The following is a 22,613-nucleotide window of genomic DNA, read 5'->3' as shown; positions in this document are numbered from 1 at the left end:
GGGAGCGCCGAACCACAGTCCGTTTGTTGTCATCCGGATCAAACATCGAGGCCTGCAAGCGCCCGCGATCGGGGCAAAGGACGAATTGTGAACGAAGCTTAGATTTTTATGGGAAACAAACCGTTAACACCCGGCCGCCAACGCCCGGCAATTGCTGCAAATTCCTGCGCTTCAAACTGCTCATTAAGCTTTAGCGACTAGAAAACGGGACAGCACATCTGGACCCAGCACGTGATCGATTTTGCCAAGACCCTCTATGCGCGCCACAGCGGCGTGATCCACGCCTATCTTTCCATGACGGGCGGGTCGGCAGGCAGGCTCGTGCTGTCCCTTGTCTATTTCATCTGCATCGCCAACGGGCTTTCCGTCGCGGAGTTCGGCCTGTTCGCGACGGCGTCCGCCGCCGGCATCATGATCTCGCGGGTGCTCGCCTTCGGCTTCATGTCGCCGCTCTACCGCGTTGCCACCGTCAAGCCCTTGCTGCTCGGCACCTATAGTGCCGGGTTTGCAGCCGGCGCCCTTCTCTCTTTGCCGTTCATCGTCATTTTATCCCTTGCCGTTTACTACGCCGTCTTCGAACGCGACATGGCGCTTGGCGTCTTCCTCACTTTCATGGCTGCCGAAATCATCTGCTGGCGCGGACTGGAAGTCGTCGTCATCGTGCTCAACGGCCTCGGACGCTTCGGTCGCGCCGCGCTGATGGTGGTGATCGGCACGGGCATGCGCACGGCGGCAGCGCTTGCCTTTTCGCTGTCGCATTGGACGTCACTCGCAGATTGGTCGCTGTTTTACCTCGCAGCCAACGGGATCGCGCTGTTGATCGCCATCATCTGGTTTTTTCCCAAGGTGCGGCTGCGCTGGCGGCCGGAACTCTACATTCGCCGCTGGGTGGATTCCGTCTCGGTCGCAGGTTCCGAAGTGCTGTTCTACATCCAATCGGAATTCGACAAGATCGCCGTGCTTGCCATCGGCGGCCCTCAGGTTTCGGGCATCTATGCGATCATCATGCGGCTGGCAGACCTGACGGCGCTTCCGGTGCGTTCGTTCAACATGCTGCTGGTGCAGAAGATCATGCGTACGCCCGGCACGATCTCATCCTGGCGGACGCGACTGACGATCGAAGCTCTGGTCGCAGCAGTATCCTTCTTGGCAATAACTGCCATGGCCATCTATCTCTGGATTTTTCCGCGCGGACTTGGAAACAACGTCGCCGAGGCGGCCCCCTACCTGATGGCTGTGCTTCTGGTACCCTCGTTCCGCAATCTGGTCGAATATCACTCGGAACTGCTCTATGCGACGGGCCGCACCGTGCGCCGGATGTTCAACCTGATTGTTGCGGGTGTCGTGAAAGTCGCCCTGCTCGCAGCGGTCTTCACGGCCAGCACCGATGTTTCCTATTGGGCGCCCCTGCTCAACGGCGTGTATCTGGCGCTCTATGGCGCATCGTTCGCGCTCACCTATAGCGCCCTGCGCCACGAAGCCAGCCGGGCGATCTGAGGACGATCAAGCAGCGCGTTCGAAAATGACGTTGCGGATGTCGGCGAGATCGTGTCCGACAAAGGATTGCACGCCGATACCGATGTGATGCGGCGACATTTCCGACAGGAAATGCCTCAGGCCACTGATATCACGCGCATAGCTGTCGTCGAACCAGAGGACGTGGCAGAGCCCGTCGGGAGATGCCGCGTGGCCCTCGCCCTTCAACACTTCATCGACAAAGCGACCGTAGATCATGCATTCCGAAAACTGCCGTGAGCGGATCACCGCACGGATCCAGTCGCGCCCATGCAGCGCCTCGACGTGATCGAGCAGCGCGCGGCAGCTATCGGTGCGCCAGGCGATCAGGGTGTTGATATAATCGTGGGCGGGCAGGCTGAACGGGCCGATGCCGAGCAGCCTGTCGGAATGGGTAAGCCATTCGAGATGGTTGGAGCGCATCCGCTCGCCGATCGCCCCATCCTTGCGGTAAAGCGTCAGCCGATCACCCTGCCAGAGGTCGGCAGGATCGAAGTCCCGCAGGAAAACCACATCGGAATCGACCGCGAACATCGTCTCTTCCCTGATGTGGCGGCAGAGCGCCATCCGGCGCAATTGCTGCACATGCCAGCCACGCAAGGGAAGGCTGTAGGGACTGATCCAGAGTTTGCGGCGGCCTGCCGACATCGGATCCGGCACGGCACGCAGCCACCAACGCAAAAGATCACTCTCGCTGATGACCTGACGGCGTGAGCCTTCCAACTGGCGAAACAGGGCAACGTCAAACGGGGCAACCAGCAGGTAATGAACCCAATCGCCCTTCAGCCGCATATCCATGCTTTCGCACAGCAGGCGGCATCGCTCGAAATCATTGGCGTAGGAGGCCGTCACGACAGCGGTGCGCATCATGGTATCCGTCAGAACGATCGAGATTCGGCGGGCTGCCCGCTGACCGGCGATGCCTTCGCGCGCCCTGCCAGCTTGTGGCGGACAATGTAATACATGAACAGCGGATTTCCCAGGAGATAGCGGCGCCACAGGCGCTTCGGCTCGTGAATCAGCCGGTGCAGCCATTCCAGCCGCAAACGCCGGACGGTCGCTGATGCACGCGGCACCTCTTCCGCCATGAAGTCGAAGAGCGCACCGACGCTGATCACCAGCCGCGCATGGCCGGGACCGACATGGCGGTCGATCCATTTCTCCTGCTTCGGGCTACCCATCGCGATCAGCAGGATGTCCGGCTCGAGTTCGCGAACCCTCGCCATCACCTCGTCCGACTGTGCCGCGTCGAAAAAACCGTCGGAGACCGGAATGAACTCGTGCCACGGCGAATGCTTTTGGAAATTCGCCGCTGCCCGCTTCAAGATCTCCGCACGCGCGCCGATCATCGCAACACGCCTTGGCGTCGTCATATAGGTCATCAGCGCCGGCACGAAATCGGTACCGTTCAGATTGGCCGGGAAGACCTTCCCGTGGAACAGCCACGAGGCGATGTCGACGCCGTGGCCGTCAGGCAGAACGATATGGCGCTTGAGTGCCGCCCGATATTCCGGATCGCGCATCATCAGATTGGCGTTGTTGGCATTGAGGAACGAAATGACCGTCTGCCCGATCGGCAGCGACGCGATTTCGTCGGTAAAGGCGAAAGCATCCGCCCAACCGAAGTCGCAGACCGGCACGTCGAGTATCATCCGCTGCGACGCAGTGATGGATGGGCTCGGGGAGACATTCATTGTGATTTTCCTCCCTCGAGCACGGCAAAGCCATGGGATGCAGTGCGGGCTTTCTTTTCCATCGCGAATGGTGTCTCGGCGGCGAAGCGCTGAGCAGGCGACGAGGTGGGTTTTGCCAAACCGGCAAGGCCCCGCTCGAGCGTTCCGAGCAACCTGGCTTTCTGCGCACGATGGAAGGTCGCGCCCGTAATGCGCTGGCGGTCGCCGGCCCGCACCTGCGCCACCTTCTCGGTCAGCAGCCGCGCGAATTCGGCCGGATCGTCGGCGACAGAACAATTGGCCGGGATCTCGCCAATGCCGCGCAAGGAGGCGCGCGTGGCCACGCTCGGCATGCCGAGCTCGAAGGTCTCGATGGTTTTCAGCTGGACGCCCGTGCCGCCGCGACTGATCAGCGGGATGACGGCGCCGGCCTCGACGAAGGCGCGGGCATCCGGCACCCTGCCGAGGAAACGCAGGCCGGGATGGGAAACTGCGGGCGCATCCGGCATCTGCCCGGCGATGCCGATCGACATATCGGCTGGCAGAAGCGGCACAACCTTGGAAAGGAACCAATCGAGCCCGATCCGGTTCGGCTTCCAGCTCCAGGTCCCGATCAAAGCCAGATCATGTTCCGGCAGCCTTGCGACACCGTTTTCCGGCAATTCCCAACGCGTCACCAATGGCAGGACGGCGGCGCGATCCGAGACCGCGTAACCGAAGCCGAAACGATCGGCTTCTGCGAACGTCCAGACCGCGGCAGCGCCCCGCGTGAGTTGCCGCTCGACCCGTTCAAGAAGACTGGCCTCACGTTTGAACAGAAGCCGTTCCAGCAATCCGGACGCCGACGCCGCATTCTCGAGCGCAGAATCGGCCTCGACGTTATGGGCGACATAGATCGTCGGATGCTTCTGGAACACGGCGGCGAAAGCGCCCGGCAATTGTATGGAATTGAGGATGATCGCGTCGAACGGCTGGAGGCCTTGCAGCAGCATCTCGATATGCTCGGCGCGGGTCTTCAACATCTTTGCCGATGACAGGGTCGTTCGATTGAGAATGGCCGTTGCCAACCAGCGAAGTTTCGTTGCAACGCCAACCTTGGCGTTGGCGACCTCGAGCTCGCCCAAGAGACATGTGTCGCTCTCCGCAGCCGCAGCCTGTCCCGGCTGGAGATAGCCGATCACGCTTACCCGGTGGCCGAGCGCGCAAAGGCCGTCCAGAAGAATACGGTTGGCAATGTCGAACCCCGATGAAGGGTTCTCCACCGGTACCAGAGAGGAAACCAAAACGAGATGCATGCTGCCACGCGAGACCTGAGAACAACTGCGCGGACTGTAGCAACGCGGCGTGAAATCCCCTTTAAACCATTCATTCAAAAGCGAATTTGGAAATTTAGTATCTGTTTAGGAAGATTTGCTTTAGTGTTTGCCAAAGCGATGCCTTCAACAGGTTCCCACCATGACCCCGCCTGCCCCGGATGTGACTGTGTTCTACCAGACGACGGTGGATGCGGCAGAGAGCGTCGAACTCGTCGTCACCCTGCCGACATTTCGACGGCCCGAACATCTGATCAAGACCCTGAAAACCGTGATTTCACAGGAGCCTGGCAGCCCCTTTGCGATCGTGGTGATGGAAAATGACGCAGACGGTCTTGAAGGAGCCGAAGCGGCAAGAACGTTTTTTGCCGGCCACCGGATCAACGCCGTTGTCTTGATCGCCCATCAGCGTGGCAACTGCCACGCCTATAATGCCGGCTGGTCGATGGCGCTTACCACCTACCCCAATCTTAAATCCATCGCTGTTATCGACGACGACGAGATTGCCGCGCCCGACTGGCTCGACCGTCTCATATCGGTACATAGACAGACCAGAGCGGATCTGGTGGGTGGACCGCAACTGCCCGATTTCGAGGACCAGAAGCGCAACGACCAGAAGCGTCACCCCGTCTTCATGCCTCACTACGAGACAACCGGCCTGGTCCCCATCCTCTACTCCTCCGGAAACGTGCTGATCACGCGGCCCGTCCTCGACGCCATGCCGCAGCCGTTCCTCGATCCGGTGTTCAATTTCATTGGTGGCGGGGATAGCGACTTCTATCGCCGCAGCAAGGAGAACGGTTTCACATTCGCCTGGGCGGCCGAAGCCTGGGTTGCCGAGACGATCCCGGCGCGACGGACGGAAGTGTCGTGGATCAGGGCGCGAAGCCTGAGGAATGGCGCGATTTCGGCACTGCTCGAACATCGCGCGGCGCCAGGAGTTGCCGGCCGCATGAAGACAATTGCCAAATCGCTTGCCCTGCTTGCCGCTTCGCCCATTCGCGGCATTTCCCTGTGGCGATCAACCCGGCTTCCCGCGGCGGGGCTTTACCATTTTTACGTGGCCTGCGGACGGTTGATGATGGAACTCGGCCTCGTCAACGAACAGTACCGCAACCCGGAAAAGAACTGAGAAACGCCGGACGATCTTATTGCGCGGCGGCTGCGGCGCGCCGTTCGGCCTCAGGGATCTCGTCGTGAGCGGTTTCTCCGTTCTTGTCGACGATCGCAACAGGCTGCTGCTGCGGCTGGCTCGCACCCTTGGCAATTCGGGCGACATCCGCCTTCGACAGGTATTCCAACTGTTCGACAAGCACGTCGAAGATCACTTCGTCGCGCATGTCCTTGTTCAACCCGTCTTTCACCGCCGTCTTGAATTGGGCAAGGTCGAAACTGGTGCTGTCGGCGACGTTGATCAACTTCTTGCCGACAAGAATGTCAAACAGCGCGTTCGTCACCGTCTCCTTGAGCGGCACATCCAGGTGCTTGATCTTGTTCTTGTCGACGGCAAAGGACAGTTTCGTCAGGAAATAGCCCTGCACCGCCCCGTCAGTGATCACCGGTACCGTAATAAGTTCGCCTGGAACATACTGCTGCAATGCGCGGCGGTCTGCCTCCGCATCCGATTCCACCGGCGCCGAGGCATGCTGGATCGAGAAATAGACGGAACCCAGCGTCACCGCGCAAACCCAGACACCGGTGAAAACGAGTTTCAACATTACAAGTACCGGAACTGCTGTTCGGAGTAGATGCCATCCGCCTCGGCGTTTTGCACGGCGGCCTTGAGGATTTCCACCACCGACCGGCAGGCTTCCATATGAGCGTTCACCTTCTGCGAATTCGCCAGAAGCTTCGACTTGATATGCCGTGACTGCGAAACGAAGGCCGGCGAAATCTCGCTCGGCGCGGTGTTGCGATGCAACATCGTCAACTCATACAGGCAGCGGCTCTTGCGGGCATTGGATGCCTTCAGATCGAAGCTCGGATCGACGCCGATCCGGTTATTCTCGTTGTCGAGGATCATTTCGAGGCGACCCAGAACATTCTGGATACGCACGTCACCCGATGCTGCAACTTCCATCATTTCGCTCCCGTTGGCGCCGGCATCATGCAGATCCTGTGCTTGTCATGATGCGCGGCGCGTTTTGTGTCAGACCAGTTCGGAAAATCCGCGTGATTGCCTCAGGCCTGTTCGTTCTCGTTGCCGGTGCCCATGAAATTGGCGACCGCCTTGCGCTCGTATTCCTGCACCATGCTAAGCGCGACATTGTTGTCGTTGCCGTCGAGCGATGCATTCACGCGACCCGGGCCGTCCGATCCGACGATGCGGTCGGTTATCATGCTTTCGGCGATACCAACGCCGTCGCCCTGCGCCATGACGTTGCCGATCTGCTCAGCCATCATGCTCTTCCACATGTCGCCGGAAGTGCCCTTGCCGTAAACCTCTTCGCTCTCGGTGGGCAGCATCGATTTCACGAAGTTCTGCAGCACCATGGCCTCGAACTTGCGGTAGCTTTCCGGGATCTTCTTGGCCTCGGCGCGATTGTTGATGTCGCCAAGGCTGTTGGTTGGGCTGTCCTGATTGAGGACCGCAACCGTATTGGCAAAGCCGGTCCCGTTTTCAGCAAGGCTCGTTGCCTGGAAGGCAGCTCGATTAGCCTTCAGCCGCGCCTGCGCCTCCTGCACTTCGGCCGGATCGGCGGCCCGCACGACATCCAACACCAGATCGCTTGGAGGAGAAATGGCCATGTGGTTTCCTCTCGTCACGGAACACGCGGCGCTACGGTCAGCACCGGCGACAGCTCCATAAATTCAGCAGTTTAATCAAGCAGATCGAACGCGCAAACGGCCGATGCTGCAGCCGCACTATGACGGGTCAAGCTTACCGGAAGCTGGTGACTTGCCCATCACATGCTGATCGACGAGATCGTAAATGGCATTGTCGTCGGCGGTGCGGTCCTCCAGCACGCGCGCATCCTTCATGTTCTCCTCCAGCCTGTCGCCCTTTGCCCGCTCCTTGAGCACGCGGGTTTCGTGGACCTGCTGGATGCCGAGAAGCATCTGGTCCTTCTGTGCAAGGCGGCCCAGCTGCGAGGCATAGTGCCCCGAAAACATCGCATGCAGCGGACTTGCCGATCCCATGGCGTCGACGACGACATCGATGGTTTCGGCGAGATCGCGCCGCTGTCTCGCGGTTTCGGCCAGCTCGCTTTCCGCCATCTGTTCGAGGTGGCGCTGTACGGCAACAAGACGCTTCAATTTTTCCGACCGGCTTTTCATCGTCCGGCTAGCCCCCTTGCATTATCGGGCCGAAGCCGTCGGCGAACAGGCGCAGCATCGCGGCGATACCGAGATAGAGAAGGAACATCCCGCCCATGATCAGATAGGGAAGCGAGATGAAGTAAAGCGGCATCTGCGGCGCCAGCTTGTTGACCATACCGATGGCGACGTTGAACAGGAGACCATAGATGAGGAAGGGACTGGCCAGCCGCAGCATGATGTAGAACGTCGTTTCAAGGGCATTGGTCAACGTGATCAGCACGCCCTGCGGGTCAAAGCCGACGCCGAGCGGCATCACCTTGTAGGAATCGACGATGCTCGACAGGATGACGTGGTGGAAATCCAGCATGAACAGGACCATGAGGCCAGCAAAGCTGATCAGGTTGGTGAGCTGGTTCTCGGCGGTGTCTTCCAGCACATCGGCGGTCGGCGGCGCGTTGAAACCGATCATCATGGTAATGACCGTTCCAGTGAACTGCAGGCCCAGCACATAGTAGCGCGCGATCAGACCGATGACGCCGCCGACCACCGTTTCGGTGGCGATAATATAGATGTAGGTGTGGCCCTTGCCGGAAACCTGCGGATAAATATCGTTCCACATGATCGGCAGCACCGCCATCGAGATCGCCACCGCGACGAAGAGGCGTATCTGCACGGGGACGCGAGCGGTCGAAAATCCCGGCATGACCATGATGCAGGCGCCGATCCGGCAGAATGCTGCAAAGAGCGCAAGCACCGTGCCTTCCAGATCGGAGATCATGAGATCGAGCCAATGATCTTGATCTCGAGACCCTTGGCAAGTTCGACGTGGCTTAGGACAGGCAATGTGGCGAACAGGCGCTCGATGATCATGCGCACATAAGAACGGGATTCGGGCGAACTTACCAGTACGAACGGCATGCCTCGATCAAGATGTTCGCGGATAACCTTGGTCGCCTGCTCGCTGAACTCCTCCAGATGGCGCGGATCAATGTCGAACTCGACGATTTCGCCCTTGGCGTCGCGCTTCAGCGCCTGGTGGAAGACCATGTCCCATTTGTTGCCGAGGCGCAGAACGCGCAGCGTGCCATTGTCGGCGAGATCGCCGCATAGCTGCTGCGACATCCGCACGCGCACATGCTCGACGATCTGTTCGGTCTTGCGCACATGCGGGGCGAGTTCGGCAACCGCTTCCAGGATCAGATGCAGGTTGCGGATCGAGACGCGCTCGGCGAGCAGCAGCTTCAGCACCGCCTGCAGACCGGAGTAGGACATATGCGAGGAGCAGATTTCATCCGCCAGCTTGCGGTATTCCGGATCGAGCCGCTCGATCAGAATTTTCACGTCCTTGTAGGACAAAAGCTGCGGCAGGTTGTTGCGGATCACTTCGGAGAGGTGCGTCAGCACCACCGAGACGTTGTCGATCGGGTGGAAGCCTTCGCGCTTCAGGTCCTCTGTGAAGGTTTCGAGGATCGACACCGCCGGCATGCCGAATGCGGGTTCGCGGATATCGTCCCCGGGAATGCTCGGTTTGCGCCCGCCGCCGGTAACGACGATGACTTCGCCGACGCGAACCGTGTTTGAGGCGATCGTCGTGCCATGGATACGGACATGGTAGGCCTTGTCGGGAATGCTGATGTCGTCCGACACCTTGATTTCCGGCACGATCAGTCCGTACTGGCCGGCGAACTTGCGACGCATCTTGCCGACGCGGAAGGCCAGTTCCTGATGGGCGCCGAGGAGGCGGGTGGAGACCTGCTTGCCGAGCAGAAGCTCGATTTCGGCGGTCTTGAGAACCGATTTGACCGAGTCCTTCTCGCTGTCCGTCTTCTGCTGGGCCGTCTGCTGCTCCTGCGCGCGCTTGAGCTTGCTGGCCGCTTCGAGCTGGCGCGGGATCATCCAGCCGAGGAAAGCCATGCCGCCGCCGAGGACGGCGAAGGGGATGAAGGGAAGACCGGGCATCATGGCGAGCAGCAGGATCAGGCCGGCCGCGACCATGAGCGCCCGCGGATAGGCGCCCAGCTGGTTGACGACCGCCTGGTCCGTCGAACCGGCCGTGCCGCCGCGCGAGACGAGCAGACCTGCGGCCAGCGACACGATCAATGCCGGAATCTGCGACACCAGACCATCGCCGACCGAGAGCTTGACGAAGACATCGGCGGCTTCGCCGATTGACATGCCATGCCTGGCATAGCCGATGATGATACCGCCGAAGACATTGATGGCGGTGATCAGCAAGCCGGCGATCGCGTCACCGCGCACGAATTTCGAAGCACCGTCCATCGAACCGAAGAAGGAGCTTTCCTCTTCCAGTTCACGCCGGCGGTGTTGGGCTTGCTTCTCGTCGATCAAACCCGCCGACAGGTCCGCGTCGATCGACATCTGCTTGCCGGGGATGGCGTCCAGGGTGAAGCGGGCGCCGACTTCCGCAATACGCGTCGCGCCCTTGGTGATAACGATGAAGTTCACGGTGATCAGTATCAGGAAGACGATCAGACCGATGACGAAATCGCCGCCCATGACGAGTTGCGCGAAACCTGCAATGACGCCACCGGCCGCGTCGTGTCCTTCATGCCCATGCGAAAGGATGACGCGCGTCGTCGCGATGTTGAGCGACAGGCGGGTCATGGTGGAGATCAGCAGAATGACCGGAAAGGACGAGAAATCCAGCGGTCGCTGAATCCACAGCGCCACCATCAGGATCAGGACCGAAAATGCGATGGAGAACGCCAGCCCGATGTCAATCAGAAAGGGAGGAATCGGCAGAAAGAGGATCGACAGGATCATCACGATGCCGAGCGCAAAGCCGATATCACGGCCCTTCGGTGCGACCTTCGGGATGACTAGAGCGGGAGGTGTCGCCATCGGATATTCCGTCTCTTCATGAGAGGCAGGCAGCATTCATGGCTGCCCATACTGGCAACAGGCGTAACGCGCCAAACTTGCGCGAAGATGGCATCGATAGCTGAAAGAGGCGCAACAAATCGATTTCAGTTTCAAAGTGCTTCAGCGTCTCTTGCGCGCCGTGGTTGGCGCGCGCCGCAGGTTCGTCGCGGGTTTTGCCGCAAGCGCGTCAGAAGCCGCTTTGGATGCGTGAGAAGACAATATCGGTAAAGAGGGAAATCTGCGAACCGACAAAGGAAGCCGAAAGCGCAACCGTGACCAGAACGGCAAGGATTTTCGGCACGAAGGTCAGGGTCATTTCCTGCACCTGCGTCAGCGCTTGAATGAAAGCGATGACGACGCCGACCACCATGGCGGCGAGAACGGCGGGCCCGGAAGCGACGACGACCGTCCAGATCGCCGCCTGTACTATATCGAGGGCATCCGCCTCATTCATCAGCTATCACTTAACGGTAACACCCGGGCCGACGGTAAGCTCCTTACCGGTATCGAGCACGGCGATGATTCCATCCGAATATAGCTTCACTTCCTTGACGATGCCAGTCGTCTTGCCGTCCGCGCTCGTCACCGTCTTGCCGATGACCGCGTTGGCTTCGCTGAGCGAGGTCCGCTGCAGCAGGCTTTCCAGGTTGGTGTTGGTCTTGATCGTCTGCTCGACCTGCGAGAAGGTGGCGAGCTGGGCGATCTGCTCCGATGAATCCATCGGCTCCGTCGGATCCTGGTTTTTCATCTGCGCGACGAGCAGCTTCAGGAAGCTGTCGTAGTTCAGGCTGGCCGAAGCCGCATCTGTGGCCGAGGACGTCGGGGATGTCGAAGACGTCGTGCCGGTGGTCGTCGTAACGCCGCTTACCGCCATGGTGCGATCTCCTTGCGAATCTGCTCGATCGTCGCAGGGGCGATTTCGTGGCTGTTGAGAATCCGGTCCTCGATGGCATAGAGGCCGCGGATCGCCTTCAGAGCATCGAAGGCGCGACCCTGCGTAACCATGCCGTCGATCCGCTTAAGCTCAGACACTACGTCTTCGTTCTTGAAGCAATTCAGCAGCATGACGACCGACTTGCGGAACATGTTGGTCGACTGTTCGGCACCTTCGGGATTGATGAGGATCATCTGGGCGATGAAATAAAGCTGCTTCAGCGGTGTGGTGGCATCTTCCGGCTGCAGCACGTGGTTTTCGAGCAGGAATGTCACGTCATTCAGAAACTCGACAGCGACCTTACGGTCGACACGCAACACCGCCCCATTGACAAAGATCCGTTCGCCCGACTTCAGTGAGATACGCAGTGTGCTTTTCATTTTAGTCCATCCCTGATGATGGTTGTGATGTCTATGATGCCCTGGAAGTTGGAAGATTCGCGTTTGCGAATCTTTTCCGTTTCGCCCAGAATCCAGATGGCGATGGAAATAAGGTTGGCGCGCAATTCGTCGTTCAGTTGATTGTCCGACGCACGAAGATCCTCGATGAACCGGATCCAGACCCGCCGCGTGTAGTAGATCGCCTCGATGGCCTCCCTCGAATACCCTTTCTGCTGTTTTGCCGCTGCAAGCAGCGCAATCGAGCGGTCGAGCACCTGCCTTTCGCGATCCTTGGAGTCGGCGACGCCGTCCTCCATGATCTCGGCGTATGAAAACTGATACATTCAGACATCCTTCATGTTTGTCCTGGTCCTCGCCGCGTCAGAGGAAATTGATCAAACTCAACTGCTGAAGCCGCGAGGTAAGCGTGTACGAGGTCTCAATCTGGGTCAGCAGCGTGTTCATGCGCGTCGACGCCTCGTAAGTATCAATCCCTTCGATATCCGTGATGTGGGTGTTGACCAGCTTGAGTTGGGATTCCAGGGAGGTGTTTGCCTTCTTTAGACGAGCCTCCGAAATACCGAGTGTGCTGCTCGTCTCGATGAGACCGGTTATGCTTTGCTGCACATAGTTCTGTGCGGCGGAGTTTATGGAGCTACGCACGTCCGACGCTACGTCCGCGCCCAGCAGCTCGACAGTTATGACCGCGGCAAGGGCAAATTTGCGCACCCCGTCGGTGTTGACGTTCGCCGTGCTTGCAACCACCTCGTTGGCGCTGATGCGGCTCATGACGTTCTGGCTTGAAGCGTCCGACCAGTCCGTATCCCACTGGGCCCCCGTATACATCGGCTCCAGCGTGTTCTCGATGAAATCGGTCATCTGCGCCGACGTAAAGTCGCGCATGGTAGCGATGCCGTTGGTCGACATATAGGTCGAAAGCGCGGTATCGAACGAAGCCTTGGCCGGAGAGGTATCCGTATATTCGGTGAGCGGCTTGATGTCGGTATTGATCCCCGACATCAGGAATTCACCGTTGAACTGGACGTTGGCCGCGGCGGAGAACGAGCTGAGCGCGCCGTTGATGTCCGTCTTGGCGATCGAGAGCCTCGTTGCGTCATCGTTGCCCAGGGTGGCGATCAGCGTCGTATTGATCTGCTCGGCCGCCGAGCGCATCGTCTCGAGCGACATCTGCGAAGCGGAAAGCCGTTGCGTCACCACGGCATTGGTGTCCTTGAGATTTTCCAGGCGCTCAAGCTCGTTCTTGAGGCTCACCGCGCGAGACGTGCTCGATCCGAGCTCGACACCGCTGTCGGCGTACTTGCCGGTGGTGACTTCCTGCTGGAGCTTGAGAACTTCCAACTGGCCCTGCTGGATGGTCATCCGCATGGCGTTTTGAACTGCCAGGTTGGAAACGAAGGACGTTTTCATATTTATCTCACGCTATCCAGAAGTGTTGTCAGCATTTCATCGACCGTGCTGAGCAGCTTCGCCGATGCTTTGTAGGACTGCTCGAGGTCGAGCATCAGCGCGAGTTCCTCGTCAAGGCTGACGCCGGTCGCGTTGCTGAGCGCCTGTTGCGTCTGCGCCAACATGACCGATTTGTTTTCGTCCGCCGTCGTCGCGCTTTTGCGCAACTGCTCCAGCCAACCGATCGACGACGACGCGTAGGTCATGATCGTGGCAGTGCCGCCGAGATCCGCGGCGGTGTCGAAGGACATCGGGGTATCCATTGCGACGATATAGCTGTCGAGCAGTTCGGTATAGCCCGAGCTTGCCGTCGGGTTGGAGCTTGCGCCACCATTGACGGTACCATCCCTCAACGTGGTGGGATCGGCTTCGGCAGCTGGATTGACGGCCAGGCTGGAGGCTATTCCAGCGGTAATCGTACCGGCAGCCGGCACAGTGGTGCCGGACCATACAAAAAGACCGGGGGCACCATTTTCCTGGAACATGGTGACAAGACCACGCGCCATTTCGTCGAGTTGCGACTGAATCTTGGGCGCCAGATCGTCGCGCAATTGCAGGAGGCTCGCAAGCGTCCCCTCGGCGCTGGTGTTGCCTCCGGTTCCCGCCTTGATGGCAATGCCGTCGACGAGAATCGGATTTCCGGTCACAGTTGCATCATAGTTCGACGTCGGCGTGAAGGTGACCTTGCGCGGGATCGTTTCGAACAGCACCGTTCCGTCAGCGGAATAGATGACGGTATCCATGTTGCTGCGGGTCACCGTCGAGATGCCGACAATCTCGGCCATCGACTTCAGAAGCTTGTCACGCTGGTCCAGCGCGTCGCTTGCATCCGCGCCTGTCGCCAGGGCGCCAACGATCTGGTTGTTGATCGTTTCGAACTTGGACAGAAGTTCATTGAGAGTCCCGACCTGCTCGAGAATCTCCTTGTCGGCATCCGCACGGACTTCCTGTACGGCGGTAGCGCTCGTGCTGATGGAGTTTGCAAGGTCCTTCGCATCCGCAACCGTCGACGACGCAATGGTAATGTTGCCTGGCGACGCGGCATAGGTCTGCAAGCTGCTTCGGAACGTTGCCAGATAAGTGGACGGTGACGAGGGATACTCGTCGCCGCCAAAGACAGACTGGATCGTCTGCAGCCCGTCGAGAAGTCGGGACTGCGCCGATGACTGAGAAATGCTCGAGATGGTCTGCTTGAAAAGCGCGTCGTCCTGCGCCCGCTGAATCTTGACGTAATACTGCCCTTCCGAATCCACGCCCATCATCGCCAGCCGACGAACGTAGTCCCCGTTGCTGGAGTTGGCGATATTCTTCGACACGACGGCGGTTTGCTGCCCCGTGTTGGTGAATATCGTTTGGGCCGTATTAATTGCGGAAGCGAGCGACATGGCGCAGTCCGTCCTTTATATGATCAACGCTTCAGGTTCACGAGGACGTCCAGCAGATCGGCGCCAGTCTGGAAGACTTTCGAGTTTGCCGTGTAGCTGCGCTGAGATTCGATCATCGCCGTGAGCTCTTCGGCGATATCGACGTTCGAGTTTTCAAGTGCGCCCGAGATGATGTTTCCGAAATCGCCAGAGCCTGCGAAACCCGTGACGATGACACCGGAATCCACACCCTGGGAGTAGACATTACCAGCCTGTGGCACAAGATTGTCAGGGCTCTGCACGTTCGCCAGTGCAATGCGATAGCGCGGCTCAAGCGTATTGTTTTCGTACTTGACGTAAACGATGCCGTCGTCGTCGATCTGGAATCCGGCGACCTTGCTCGGTGCGTTTCCGTCGATCGTGCCGCCATCCGGATTGAACTTATAGCCGAGCTGCGTGGTCTTGCTGAGGTCGATCTCCAGCGAGCCGAGGTCGGCCCCCGTGCCGGCAAGGCCCGTTTTGGCCGTCGTGGTAATCGTCGCCGGCGATGTCGTCAGGACGCCGTCAGCGTCGAACGCCAACGCTTGCGTACCGAGCGAATCGCCCGACTCGCGGTCGATGATTTCAATAGTCCAGGCGTTATCGGCGGTCTTTTCGTAATTGAAGTCGAGAATGCGGGTGTTGCCCTGGCTGTCATAGACGATCAGCGAGGTCGTCGATATGGTGCCGACGGCGTCGCCGGAATTCAAGTTGGCTCCCATCGATCCCGCCGTCGAACCGGTCGCGACGAGGCCGTCGGAGGCAAGATTGACCTTGCTCAAGCCGTCGAAACCGTTGACGACCACGGTCGGATCGTCGCCGTCGCCGTATTCATAGCCGAGCAGGGTGTAGCCCGCGGCATTGACGAGGTTGCCGTCGCCATCCTGCGTGAACGCGCCGGCACGGGTGAGAAATTCCTGGCCGTTGGCACCTTCGACGATGAAAAAGCCGCCACCATCGAGCGCGAGGTCGGAGCCGGATGTGGTAAAGACTTTCGCGCCTTCGGTCCCGATGCTGTAGCGGACCTTGGTCTCAACGCCGCCGGAATTGTAAGCACCGTCACTCGAAGGCAGGATCATGGAAGAGAATTCCGTCGATGCCCGCTTGTAACCGGTCGTATTGGCGTTCGCGATGTTTTCCGCGACCGTGCCAAGGCGGTTTGCCTGAGCGTTCATGCCGGAACTACCGGTTCGCATCATTCCGAAAAGACTCATGTCCGATCCTCGTTTTCGTCGTTATGGCAACTCTAGGAAGCGGGCCTTGCGTGAACCTGTCTTGGTAGGCCGGATCGGACGCTGCCACATCCGAAACGGCCAGCACGAGATCGTCAGTTCCAGTCGATGCAGTAGCCGAGGAAACGCTTGGAATCGATCGGATCGAAGCCGAGCTTCTTGCGCAGCTTCTTGCGCAGCTTGCTGATGTGGCTTTCCACGACGTTCTCTTCGACGTCCTCATCGAAGATGCCGTAGATGGCGTTGAAGATCTGGGTCTTGGACACGCGCCGGCCCCGGTTGGAGACCAGATATTCGAGAATGCGGCGCTCGCGGCGCGGCAGGGGGAACACGTCGCCATGCACTTCCGGGTCCCGGCCGTCGGAGAAAACCCGGATCGGGCCGATGTCGGTATAATTCGCCAAGGCCTTCAGGCGGCGGCGGATGGCCGCTGCGCGGGCAAGGATTTCCCTGGGGTGAACCGGCTTGCGCACCACGTCATCGACGCCGCAGTCGAAGAACGCCAGCGTTGTCTCCAGCGAGGGAGAATCGCTGATGGCGATCACCGGCGCCGAAGACCGGTCGCGGATGGCGCGAGGCAGGCTCATCGCCTTCTCGCCCTGGCCGATCAGAAACGCCTCGACGGCATCGATATCGGTGTCCGCCGCTGTTGAAACCCAGTCGCCAAAGTCGCTTGGATGGAACCCGGTGGAGGGCACGCCCTCCCGCCCAAACAAGGAAGTATATCCGTCTTTCACGAGCTCACGCTCATCAACCACTACGATCATTCGTCCGCCTCCGAATCAGTATGGTGCCTCGATGGCACAAGAGATACGAATCGGGCGATTCATGAACAACTATGGGAACTTACTGGCGGAAATTAACAGTAGATTAAGATTTCTGTACCGATTTGATCTATATGTAGTACGTGCATCAAAATGAGCCACTAAAATTCATGTGGAAACGTTAACGCGTCGTTAAGAAAGCGTTTGCAGTCATTTTTCCACCGCAATGTTGACGCAATCGCACAGCGCGGAAAAAGATGCCGATAAATATCGTTAAAGTTGCATTATCGGCAAAAGTTCGACGCGTTTGCGGTCCACTTTCCATAGCCGGTCGCGACCAGATTGGCGATCACCCGGCAGACATATTTCTTTTGCGCAGGGTCGTTGTTGGGCCCGGCATGGTACCGGGCAACGGCCATCGTCCAGGTCTCGTGCCTGGCATGCAGATCGGCCAGGAAGCGGGCGGCGTATTCGACGTTCTTCCTCGGGTCCAGCATCTCGCGCGGCGAGGCAAAATTCTCGCCGTGGAAATGGTAGTTGATCTGCATGCAGCCGAGGTCGATCAGCTTGGCGCCTTGCCCACGAGCCTCGGCAAATCGCTGAAGCACCTCCTGGGCGCTGTTGGCGAAGTAAGCCTTGCCCTCGATGTTCATGGCATAAGGCTGGAGCGATCCCTTACGGCCGGTTTCCGTCAGACCGACGGAATAGAGGATGCCCGCCGGAATCTGATACTTCGCCGCCGCCGCCGTAATCTCGCTCTCGCAAATGCCTGTATTGGCATCAGCGCTACATATAGACGTCACCAGTCCGGCCAGGCTCAGCACCAGAAGACGCATCGCTCGTGCCTTCATTCCTCGTCCACCTCCCGCGGTCCTGCGGCTCGCTGCCGCTATCATTGTTCTGGCGCCTGCCCTCGGCCGGACGGTCGCCCGCCGCTTCGCGGCCCTGCTGACCCGTCTGATTTTGTGCTTGCTGCTGTGTATCGTTGGCGCCGGACCTGTCCGTGCTATTGAAGACAACGCTGACCTGATCCACGGCGAACCCCTGCGCACGCAGCGCTTTCACCATCGCGTCCTGATCATCGCTGAGCTGCCGGAAGGCGTCGCCGGTTTCAACCTTCAACTCGACCTGCAATTCGTCATCCTTGAGCCGCAACGTGGCCGTCACGGTGCCCAGATCGATCGGATGCATCTGAATCTTCAGCGTGTTGAGAACCTTGCCGGTAGAGCCCTCAGTCAGCGGCCCCGAAGCCTCCGCGCTCGACTGCAAGGAGTTCACCCATTCTGGATTGCTGGCGATCTGGCTTGTGATCGTCGATGCATTGCTGGTGGGCGCAAGCCCGAGATAGCGGCGCGCTTCAACCACTGTCACCGCTTCGGCCTTGGCAGCTGTCGTCGACGCGCCGCCACCGGCCTTGTCCTCATCCGATGCCACGTTCATGAAGACAGCCTGACCCTTGCCGTCCGCCCGGGTGAACCGGAATATCCGATCGGACCCTGCCTCGGTACTATTCTGAACCGCGTTGGCGTCAGCCTCCAGGCCGACCGACGCTTTCGACCCCGCGCTATCCTTCGGAGTCTTCGCTTTACCGGCGCTCTCGGCCAGTGCCTGGAACTCGGACAGCACCGGCGTCGTGTCCGCTTGCGCCGTCGTGCCGAGCGCCTGGGGGGCGCCGAGGAGCGCCAGCAGATGGCTGACATCGGCGGGCGCCATTGCTGCACCGGCGGTATCGAGCGAGTTCGACGGCAATGCTTCGTCCGATGTCGTTGCGTTGGAATCGCTGTGTTTCGAGTGAGCCTTCGGATCCTTCAAGAGCGCGTTCAACTTTTCGCCTGCCTGCTCATCGAGAATCTGGCCGGCACCGGCTGTCGCATTCGTGCCGAGATTGGCAAGATCGATCGACGCCCGAAGGCTGCCTTTGCCATCGGAGGGCGTCAAATTGGACTTCTGATGATGAGCCTCCTGTTCGACGGTGGCCTCTTCCCCGGTCTGCGGCATCAGCATCGGCTTCGCTGCTGCGCGCAAGGCGGCATTGGTGCTTCCGAGCATCTCGCTGTCATCCGCTGCACCAGGCAGGGATAGCGAACTGTCCTGATCCGTCACGGCGGCGTCGCCGCTGGCTGCGATGTCGGTCGCAGCATCAGTGGTCTTTGGGTTCCGCAACGCCACGAAGGTCGCCTGCGTGCCGCCGTCCGTTGCCGCCTTCCCGCTGATCGAAACCGTTGGCTGTTTCTTCTTGCCGGCATCGGCAAACGCATTTTCGAAGGCCGAACGCTGGCTGGCAGCGTCAGCTTCTTTTTGCTTGCCGGCGGAATTGGCTGAACGTATCGGGCCCGCACCCAGAAGGCTGTCGTCCACAAATATCATTTCTCGTCTTCCCCCTTCAGGAGAGAATCGATCTCGTCGAGTTTTGAACGACCTGTGCTCAGAAACGCATCGAGAAGCGGATCAGGCGGGCTCGCTTCTGACGCGTCCACCTGTTGCTGTGTCTTCTTCGATTGCGTCTCGCTCACCGCAGCGTCGGGCGCCGCTGCAAATGGGCTTTCGCCGCTGCCCGTCTCCGGTTCGCCCTGCCCTTCAATGTTTGCGGGGGCGATATTAGGAACGGACGCTTGCGTCAGGCTGTCTGGGTCGGGCGCGCGCAACACTTCGCTGGCAACGACCGTCGCTGCCTGGCGCAGCGCGCGATCACGCGGAGAGAGCTCTGCGTCGGGAATGGCACTAATGCCCTTCACTGCTTCGAGAATATCCTGGGACGGAACGCCGACGAGCCCGGAATAGAGGTTGGCCAGCGTCTTTGGCCCCGCATCGGCGACATCCGAAAGCGATTGGGCACGTTCGGAGGCAAGTGTCGCCAGTTCCTGCATGCCGGCGATCGCCGCGCGCCGGGCAATGCGCAGATAGACCTCACGCTGCCGGGGCTTGTCCATGAAACCAAGAATTTCCTGGATCTTGCCCTCGGTCTGCTCACCGTAGTTGGCGACAGCCAGTTCGACGAAGACATCGGCGAACTGGCTCGCATAGGGAGACGTCAAGAAGCGCCGCGCATAGGACAGCGAATAGGCAAAGCCCTTGTCCGGCATGTGTCCGCGGGTTGCCAGCGCGATCGATCGCCGCAAGGCGGCTTCCTCGATATTCGTGCCCGGTGCCGTCAATCGTGCCCAATCATAGTATTTCAGCGAGGCGGCAGGATCCTGCTGCGCGCTGCCATTGCCGAGCACCAGATAGAGATAGGGACCGATCCGCGCATTCCGGTATTCCGGAATGGCCTTTTCGAGATTCTCGACCATCAGCCCGCCCTTGCCGGTCAGGTAATGGCTCAGCGCATCGACAATACGGTTGTCGAAATTTCCTTCGACGTCGCGGTCAGCGAGATAGGACAGCGTTTCCGGATTGCCGCCGCTCATGGCATAGATGAAAGCAGCGTCCACGTTTCTTGGATCATCGAAAACGGAAGGCTCCGCAGATCGCAGACGCTTGTCGATCGCGCCGAGCATGAAACGCTGCATCTCGGCTGCCGAATGATCGCCGAGAACGATCGAGTCCTGGATATACTGCAGCGACCGCAGCATCTTGTAGGGCGCCAGATCCTCCAAATCGCCGGCATGCGCGGCGAGGCCCGGAAGGACCCCGATCGCGCAGGCGCCGAGAAAGAGGGTGCGGATCGCCTTCAGCATCGCGATCAGCCCCGATCTGTCTGCAGCAGGATTTCGATGCGCCGGTTGGCCGGCGCCAGCGGATCCTTCGGAACCTGGAGGCGCTTGTCCGCGAAGCCACTGATCTGGCTGACACGGCTTTCGGCGAGACCACCGCGAACGAGCATGTAATAGGCGCTCTGGGCACGATCGGACGAAAGCCGCCAATTGTCGTAGACGCCTTTCTTGAAAGGACGCCCGTCGGTATGGCCGCGGATGGCGATCGCGCCGGTGCGCGCCGACAGGAGCTTGCCGATCTTCTCCATGGCTATCACCATGTCTTTCTCGGGCACGGCCGAGCCGACACCGAACATCGGCGTATCTGCCTGTTCGCTGATTGTGACAAGCAGGCCTCCCTCGGTTGGTGTCACCAGCAGGCCTTCGGCAAGCTTGCCGGCTGCCCCGCCGATTTCCTTCTCGATCTCGGCCTTAAGGGCCTTGGCGGCATTGTCATCGGGCTTGGCCGACGTAACCTGTTCAGGCTGAGCAGCCTGATCTTCTGTGCCTGGCTGACCTTGTGCGGCTGCGGCGGCTTCCTTCGACGCATCGGCCGGCCCATCTCCGGCCTTGGCTTCCAGGCTGTCGCCGCCCTTTTGCGCGTTCTGCAATTCGACCTGCTTCGTCCAGAAATCCGGATCGAACGGGTCGCGATAGGCTTCGCCTCCTTCGGCGCCGGTAGCGGGACCGGAGGTTGACGCGCCGCCATCTCCTTTGGCGCTGATATTGGCATTGCGGCCGGTTTCGTTGACGATTTCGGACATGACCGAATAGGGGTTTTCGAAGAAATCGGCATCGGAATATTGTGTTTCCTCGCCGGAAGTCGCCGTCAGATCATCACCGCTTTTCGCCGATCCCCCGGTCTTGGTCTCCGTGCCGTTAACCTTGGACTTCATCTGGTCTTCTTCACCCTTGGCGTCCTTGGCCGGCTGCTTGACGCCTTTTTCGGACGGCTTGGCATCGGTCAGCTGCACAGGGTTGAAATAGGAGGCGAGCGCTGCCTTGGTCTGCGGGTTGGCCGCATTGATCAGCCACATGACGAGAAAGAACGCCATCATCGCCGTCATGAAGTCGGCATAGGCGATTTTCCACGCGCCGCCATGATGGCCGTCGTGATTGCCGCCATGGCGCTTGACGATGACGATTTCGTTCTTGCCGTGGTGATGGCTTTCAGTCTCGCTCATGCCAGCACCTTCCTGACGGTATCCGCCCAGGCGGCCATTCGCGTCACCAGAATAGAATCGCCGAACTCGACCGAAAGGTCGATGTCAGCGGTTTCATGGTGGCGGAAGATCAGTGTTTCGTCATTGAGACGACGCTTCAGCGCCTCGAACTGAGCCAGCGGCCCTTTCACCGTTATCTTCGCACCTTCACCCGCACCAACCGCATGGGCGATCATGCGCGCCAGGTCATCGGCGGATTTGCGCAAAAGCACCTCCTCCATCACTGGCGCCAACACACGCGCCGTCTGGTCGGAAAGCATGGTCGCGAGTTGGGACGCCATGTCGGAGAAGCGATCATAGATCATCGCCGCGATTTCATTGTCGCAGCGCACGCGCAACGCCTCCAGCTCCGCGGCGTGGCGCTCGTTCAGGGCGGCGATTTCCGTTGCGTGCAAGGAACGTTGCTCGGCTTCGGCTTCACGGCGCCCTTGCGCGAAGGCGTCGCGACGCTCTGCCTCCAGATCGACCTGCGGTTCGGCCTGCGGCTTCATGGCAAAAGCACCGTCGGCGGGAAAGTCTTCATCGAGGTCCGGGAAATATCGCGGCGGAACCATCTTGAGATCGACTTTTGGAGCACTGAAATCCTTGAGATAGCGGGAAATGGAAGCGCTCATCGGGTGCCTCCCGTGACACCGGTTGTCGTTTTGGCCACGGTTTGGCCCGCCCCCTGACGGGTTGCGAACGGCATTTGGCTAACGGGCTCGAAAGCAACAGACTGTGACACTTCCCGAATGTCTCCTTCAGGACCCCGCGGAACGGCAAAGCCGCGTGGCCCGAACATTTTCAATCCGTACCGGCTCGCCGCCCGAAGAATCCGGTGGCGCGGGCCGCATACAACGGCAGCACAATATTCATATTGCCTGGCAACCGAGA

The 22,613-nt window shown here is 59.7% G+C and carries 24 protein-coding genes; 2 read left to right on the top strand and 22 right to left on the bottom strand.

All coding sequences use genetic code 11. From position 1 onward, the window contains the following. The first annotated feature begins 231 nt into the window (after window positions 1-231). Window positions 232-1,497 (top strand): lipopolysaccharide biosynthesis protein, encoded by a 1,266-nt coding sequence (locus tag A3AY_RS0103040; RefSeq protein ID WP_018324207.1) that lies wholly within the window; start codon window positions 232-234, stop codon window positions 1,495-1,497. Between the two features lie 6 nt (window positions 1,498-1,503). On the opposite strand, the gene A3AY_RS0103035 is transcribed toward A3AY_RS0103040, so the two are convergent. From A3AY_RS0103035 to A3AY_RS34400, 3 genes are read right to left on the bottom strand one after another with little or no spacing between them, the layout of a single operon-like run. Further along, complete coding sequence (locus A3AY_RS0103035) at window positions 1,504-2,382, bottom strand: DUF6492 family protein (protein ID WP_018324206.1); 879 nt, start codon at window positions 2,380-2,382, stop codon at window positions 1,504-1,506. A gap of 11 nt (window positions 2,383-2,393) precedes the next feature. Next, entirely contained in the window at window positions 2,394-3,209 is an 816-nt protein-coding gene (locus A3AY_RS0103030) for a WecB/TagA/CpsF family glycosyltransferase (protein WP_018324205.1), read from the bottom strand. After that, complete coding sequence (locus A3AY_RS34400) at window positions 3,206-4,483, bottom strand: glycosyltransferase (RefSeq protein WP_018324204.1); 1,278 nt, start codon at window positions 4,481-4,483, stop codon at window positions 3,206-3,208. Before A3AY_RS34400 ends, A3AY_RS0103030 begins: the two co-directional genes overlap by 4 nt. 160 nt (window positions 4,484-4,643) lie before the next feature. Here A3AY_RS34400 and A3AY_RS0103020 point away from each other — a divergent pair, with 160 nt between their 5' ends. Then, window positions 4,644-5,633, top strand: a complete 990-nt coding sequence (locus A3AY_RS0103020) for a glycosyltransferase family 2 protein (RefSeq protein ID WP_026203051.1) — start codon at window positions 4,644-4,646, stop codon at window positions 5,631-5,633. Between the two features lie 16 nt (window positions 5,634-5,649). Here A3AY_RS0103020 and A3AY_RS0103015 read toward each other — a convergent pair whose 3' ends face one another. From A3AY_RS0103015 to A3AY_RS0102925, 19 genes are all read right to left on the bottom strand, one after another. Continuing rightward, the gene (locus A3AY_RS0103015; protein WP_018324202.1) at window positions 5,650-6,219 is read right to left on the bottom strand and encodes a hypothetical protein; all 570 of its coding nucleotides are present in this window, start codon (window positions 6,217-6,219) and stop codon (window positions 5,650-5,652) included. Beyond that, window positions 6,219-6,581, bottom strand: coding sequence for a hypothetical protein (locus tag A3AY_RS0103010; protein WP_018324201.1), 363 nt, complete (start codon window positions 6,579-6,581; stop codon window positions 6,219-6,221). The genes A3AY_RS0103015 and A3AY_RS0103010 overlap by 1 nt, the downstream gene beginning before the upstream one ends. Window positions 6,582-6,682: 101 nt before the next feature. Further along, window positions 6,683-7,249, bottom strand: a complete 567-nt coding sequence (locus A3AY_RS0103005) for a rod-binding protein (protein ID WP_018324200.1) — start codon at window positions 7,247-7,249, stop codon at window positions 6,683-6,685. A 117-nt stretch (window positions 7,250-7,366) separates the two neighbouring features. Continuing rightward, window positions 7,367-7,780: a hypothetical protein gene (locus tag A3AY_RS0103000; RefSeq protein ID WP_018324199.1), complete on the bottom strand. Its 414-nt coding sequence runs from the start codon at window positions 7,778-7,780 to the stop codon at window positions 7,367-7,369. A 7-nt stretch (window positions 7,781-7,787) separates the two neighbouring features. Beyond that, entirely contained in the window at window positions 7,788-8,540 is a 753-nt protein-coding gene (gene fliR, locus A3AY_RS0102995) for a flagellar biosynthetic protein FliR (protein WP_018324198.1), read from the bottom strand. Continuing rightward, the gene (flhA, locus tag A3AY_RS0102990) at window positions 8,537-10,624 is read right to left on the bottom strand and encodes a flagellar biosynthesis protein FlhA (protein WP_018324197.1); all 2,088 of its coding nucleotides are present in this window, start codon (window positions 10,622-10,624) and stop codon (window positions 8,537-8,539) included. The genes fliR and flhA overlap by 4 nt, the downstream gene beginning before the upstream one ends. Before the next feature lie 208 nt (window positions 10,625-10,832). After that, the gene (gene fliQ, locus A3AY_RS0102985; protein WP_018324196.1) at window positions 10,833-11,099 is read right to left on the bottom strand and encodes a flagellar biosynthesis protein FliQ; all 267 of its coding nucleotides are present in this window, start codon (window positions 11,097-11,099) and stop codon (window positions 10,833-10,835) included. Between the two features lie 6 nt (window positions 11,100-11,105). Beyond that, complete coding sequence (gene flgD / locus A3AY_RS0102980) at window positions 11,106-11,519, bottom strand: flagellar hook assembly protein FlgD (RefSeq protein WP_018324195.1); 414 nt, start codon at window positions 11,517-11,519, stop codon at window positions 11,106-11,108. Continuing rightward, entirely contained in the window at window positions 11,510-11,959 is a 450-nt protein-coding gene (gene flbT, locus A3AY_RS0102975; protein WP_018324194.1) for a flagellar biosynthesis repressor FlbT, read from the bottom strand. The genes flgD and flbT overlap by 10 nt, the downstream gene beginning before the upstream one ends. Then, window positions 11,956-12,303, bottom strand: a complete 348-nt coding sequence (gene flaF, locus A3AY_RS0102970; protein ID WP_018324193.1) for a flagellar biosynthesis regulator FlaF — start codon at window positions 12,301-12,303, stop codon at window positions 11,956-11,958. Before flaF ends, flbT begins: the two co-directional genes overlap by 4 nt. A 37-nt stretch (window positions 12,304-12,340) precedes the next feature. Then, entirely contained in the window at window positions 12,341-13,387 is a 1,047-nt protein-coding gene (locus A3AY_RS0102965; RefSeq protein ID WP_018324192.1) for a flagellar hook-associated family protein, read from the bottom strand. Window positions 13,388-13,389: 2 nt separating this feature from the next. Beyond that, window positions 13,390-14,811, bottom strand: coding sequence for a flagellar hook-associated protein FlgK (gene flgK / locus A3AY_RS0102960; protein ID WP_018324191.1), 1,422 nt, complete (start codon window positions 14,809-14,811; stop codon window positions 13,390-13,392). 23 nt (window positions 14,812-14,834) lie between these two features. Then, window positions 14,835-16,043 carry a flagellar hook protein FlgE gene (locus A3AY_RS0102955; protein ID WP_018324190.1) on the bottom strand — a complete coding sequence of 403 codons (1,209 nt, stop codon included), beginning with the start codon at window positions 16,041-16,043 and terminating at the stop codon, window positions 14,835-14,837. Between the two features lie 113 nt (window positions 16,044-16,156). Next, a complete protein-coding gene (gene rem, locus A3AY_RS0102950) occupies window positions 16,157-16,828 on the bottom strand; it encodes a transcriptional activator Rem (protein ID WP_018324189.1) in 672 nt (223 codons plus the stop codon). 281 nt (window positions 16,829-17,109) lie between these two features. After that, the gene (locus A3AY_RS0102945; RefSeq protein WP_018324188.1) at window positions 17,110-17,661 is read right to left on the bottom strand and encodes a transglycosylase SLT domain-containing protein; all 552 of its coding nucleotides are present in this window, start codon (window positions 17,659-17,661) and stop codon (window positions 17,110-17,112) included. Further along, window positions 17,612-19,192, bottom strand: a complete 1,581-nt coding sequence (gene fliK / locus A3AY_RS36950; RefSeq protein ID WP_018324187.1) for a flagellar hook-length control protein FliK — start codon at window positions 19,190-19,192, stop codon at window positions 17,612-17,614. The genes A3AY_RS0102945 and fliK overlap by 50 nt, the downstream gene beginning before the upstream one ends. Continuing rightward, on the bottom strand, window positions 19,189-20,502 hold the full coding sequence (gene motC / locus A3AY_RS0102935) for a chemotaxis protein MotC (protein WP_018324186.1): 1,314 nt from the start codon (window positions 20,500-20,502) through the stop codon (window positions 19,189-19,191). Before motC ends, fliK begins: the two co-directional genes overlap by 4 nt. Before the next feature lie 5 nt (window positions 20,503-20,507). Then, window positions 20,508-21,701 (bottom strand): flagellar motor protein MotB, encoded by a 1,194-nt coding sequence (locus tag A3AY_RS0102930; RefSeq protein ID WP_018324185.1) that lies wholly within the window; start codon window positions 21,699-21,701, stop codon window positions 20,508-20,510. After that, window positions 21,698-22,354, bottom strand: coding sequence for a hypothetical protein (locus A3AY_RS0102925; RefSeq protein ID WP_018324184.1), 657 nt, complete (start codon window positions 22,352-22,354; stop codon window positions 21,698-21,700). Before A3AY_RS0102925 ends, A3AY_RS0102930 begins: the two co-directional genes overlap by 4 nt. Window positions 22,355-22,613: the final 259 nt, after the last annotated feature.

This window comes from Rhizobium giardinii bv. giardinii H152 (assembly GCF_000379605.1).
GTDB classification, from domain to species: Bacteria; Pseudomonadota; Alphaproteobacteria; order Rhizobiales; family Rhizobiaceae; genus Pararhizobium; species Pararhizobium giardinii.
This window is presented reverse-complemented; position numbering and strand designations above follow the sequence as displayed.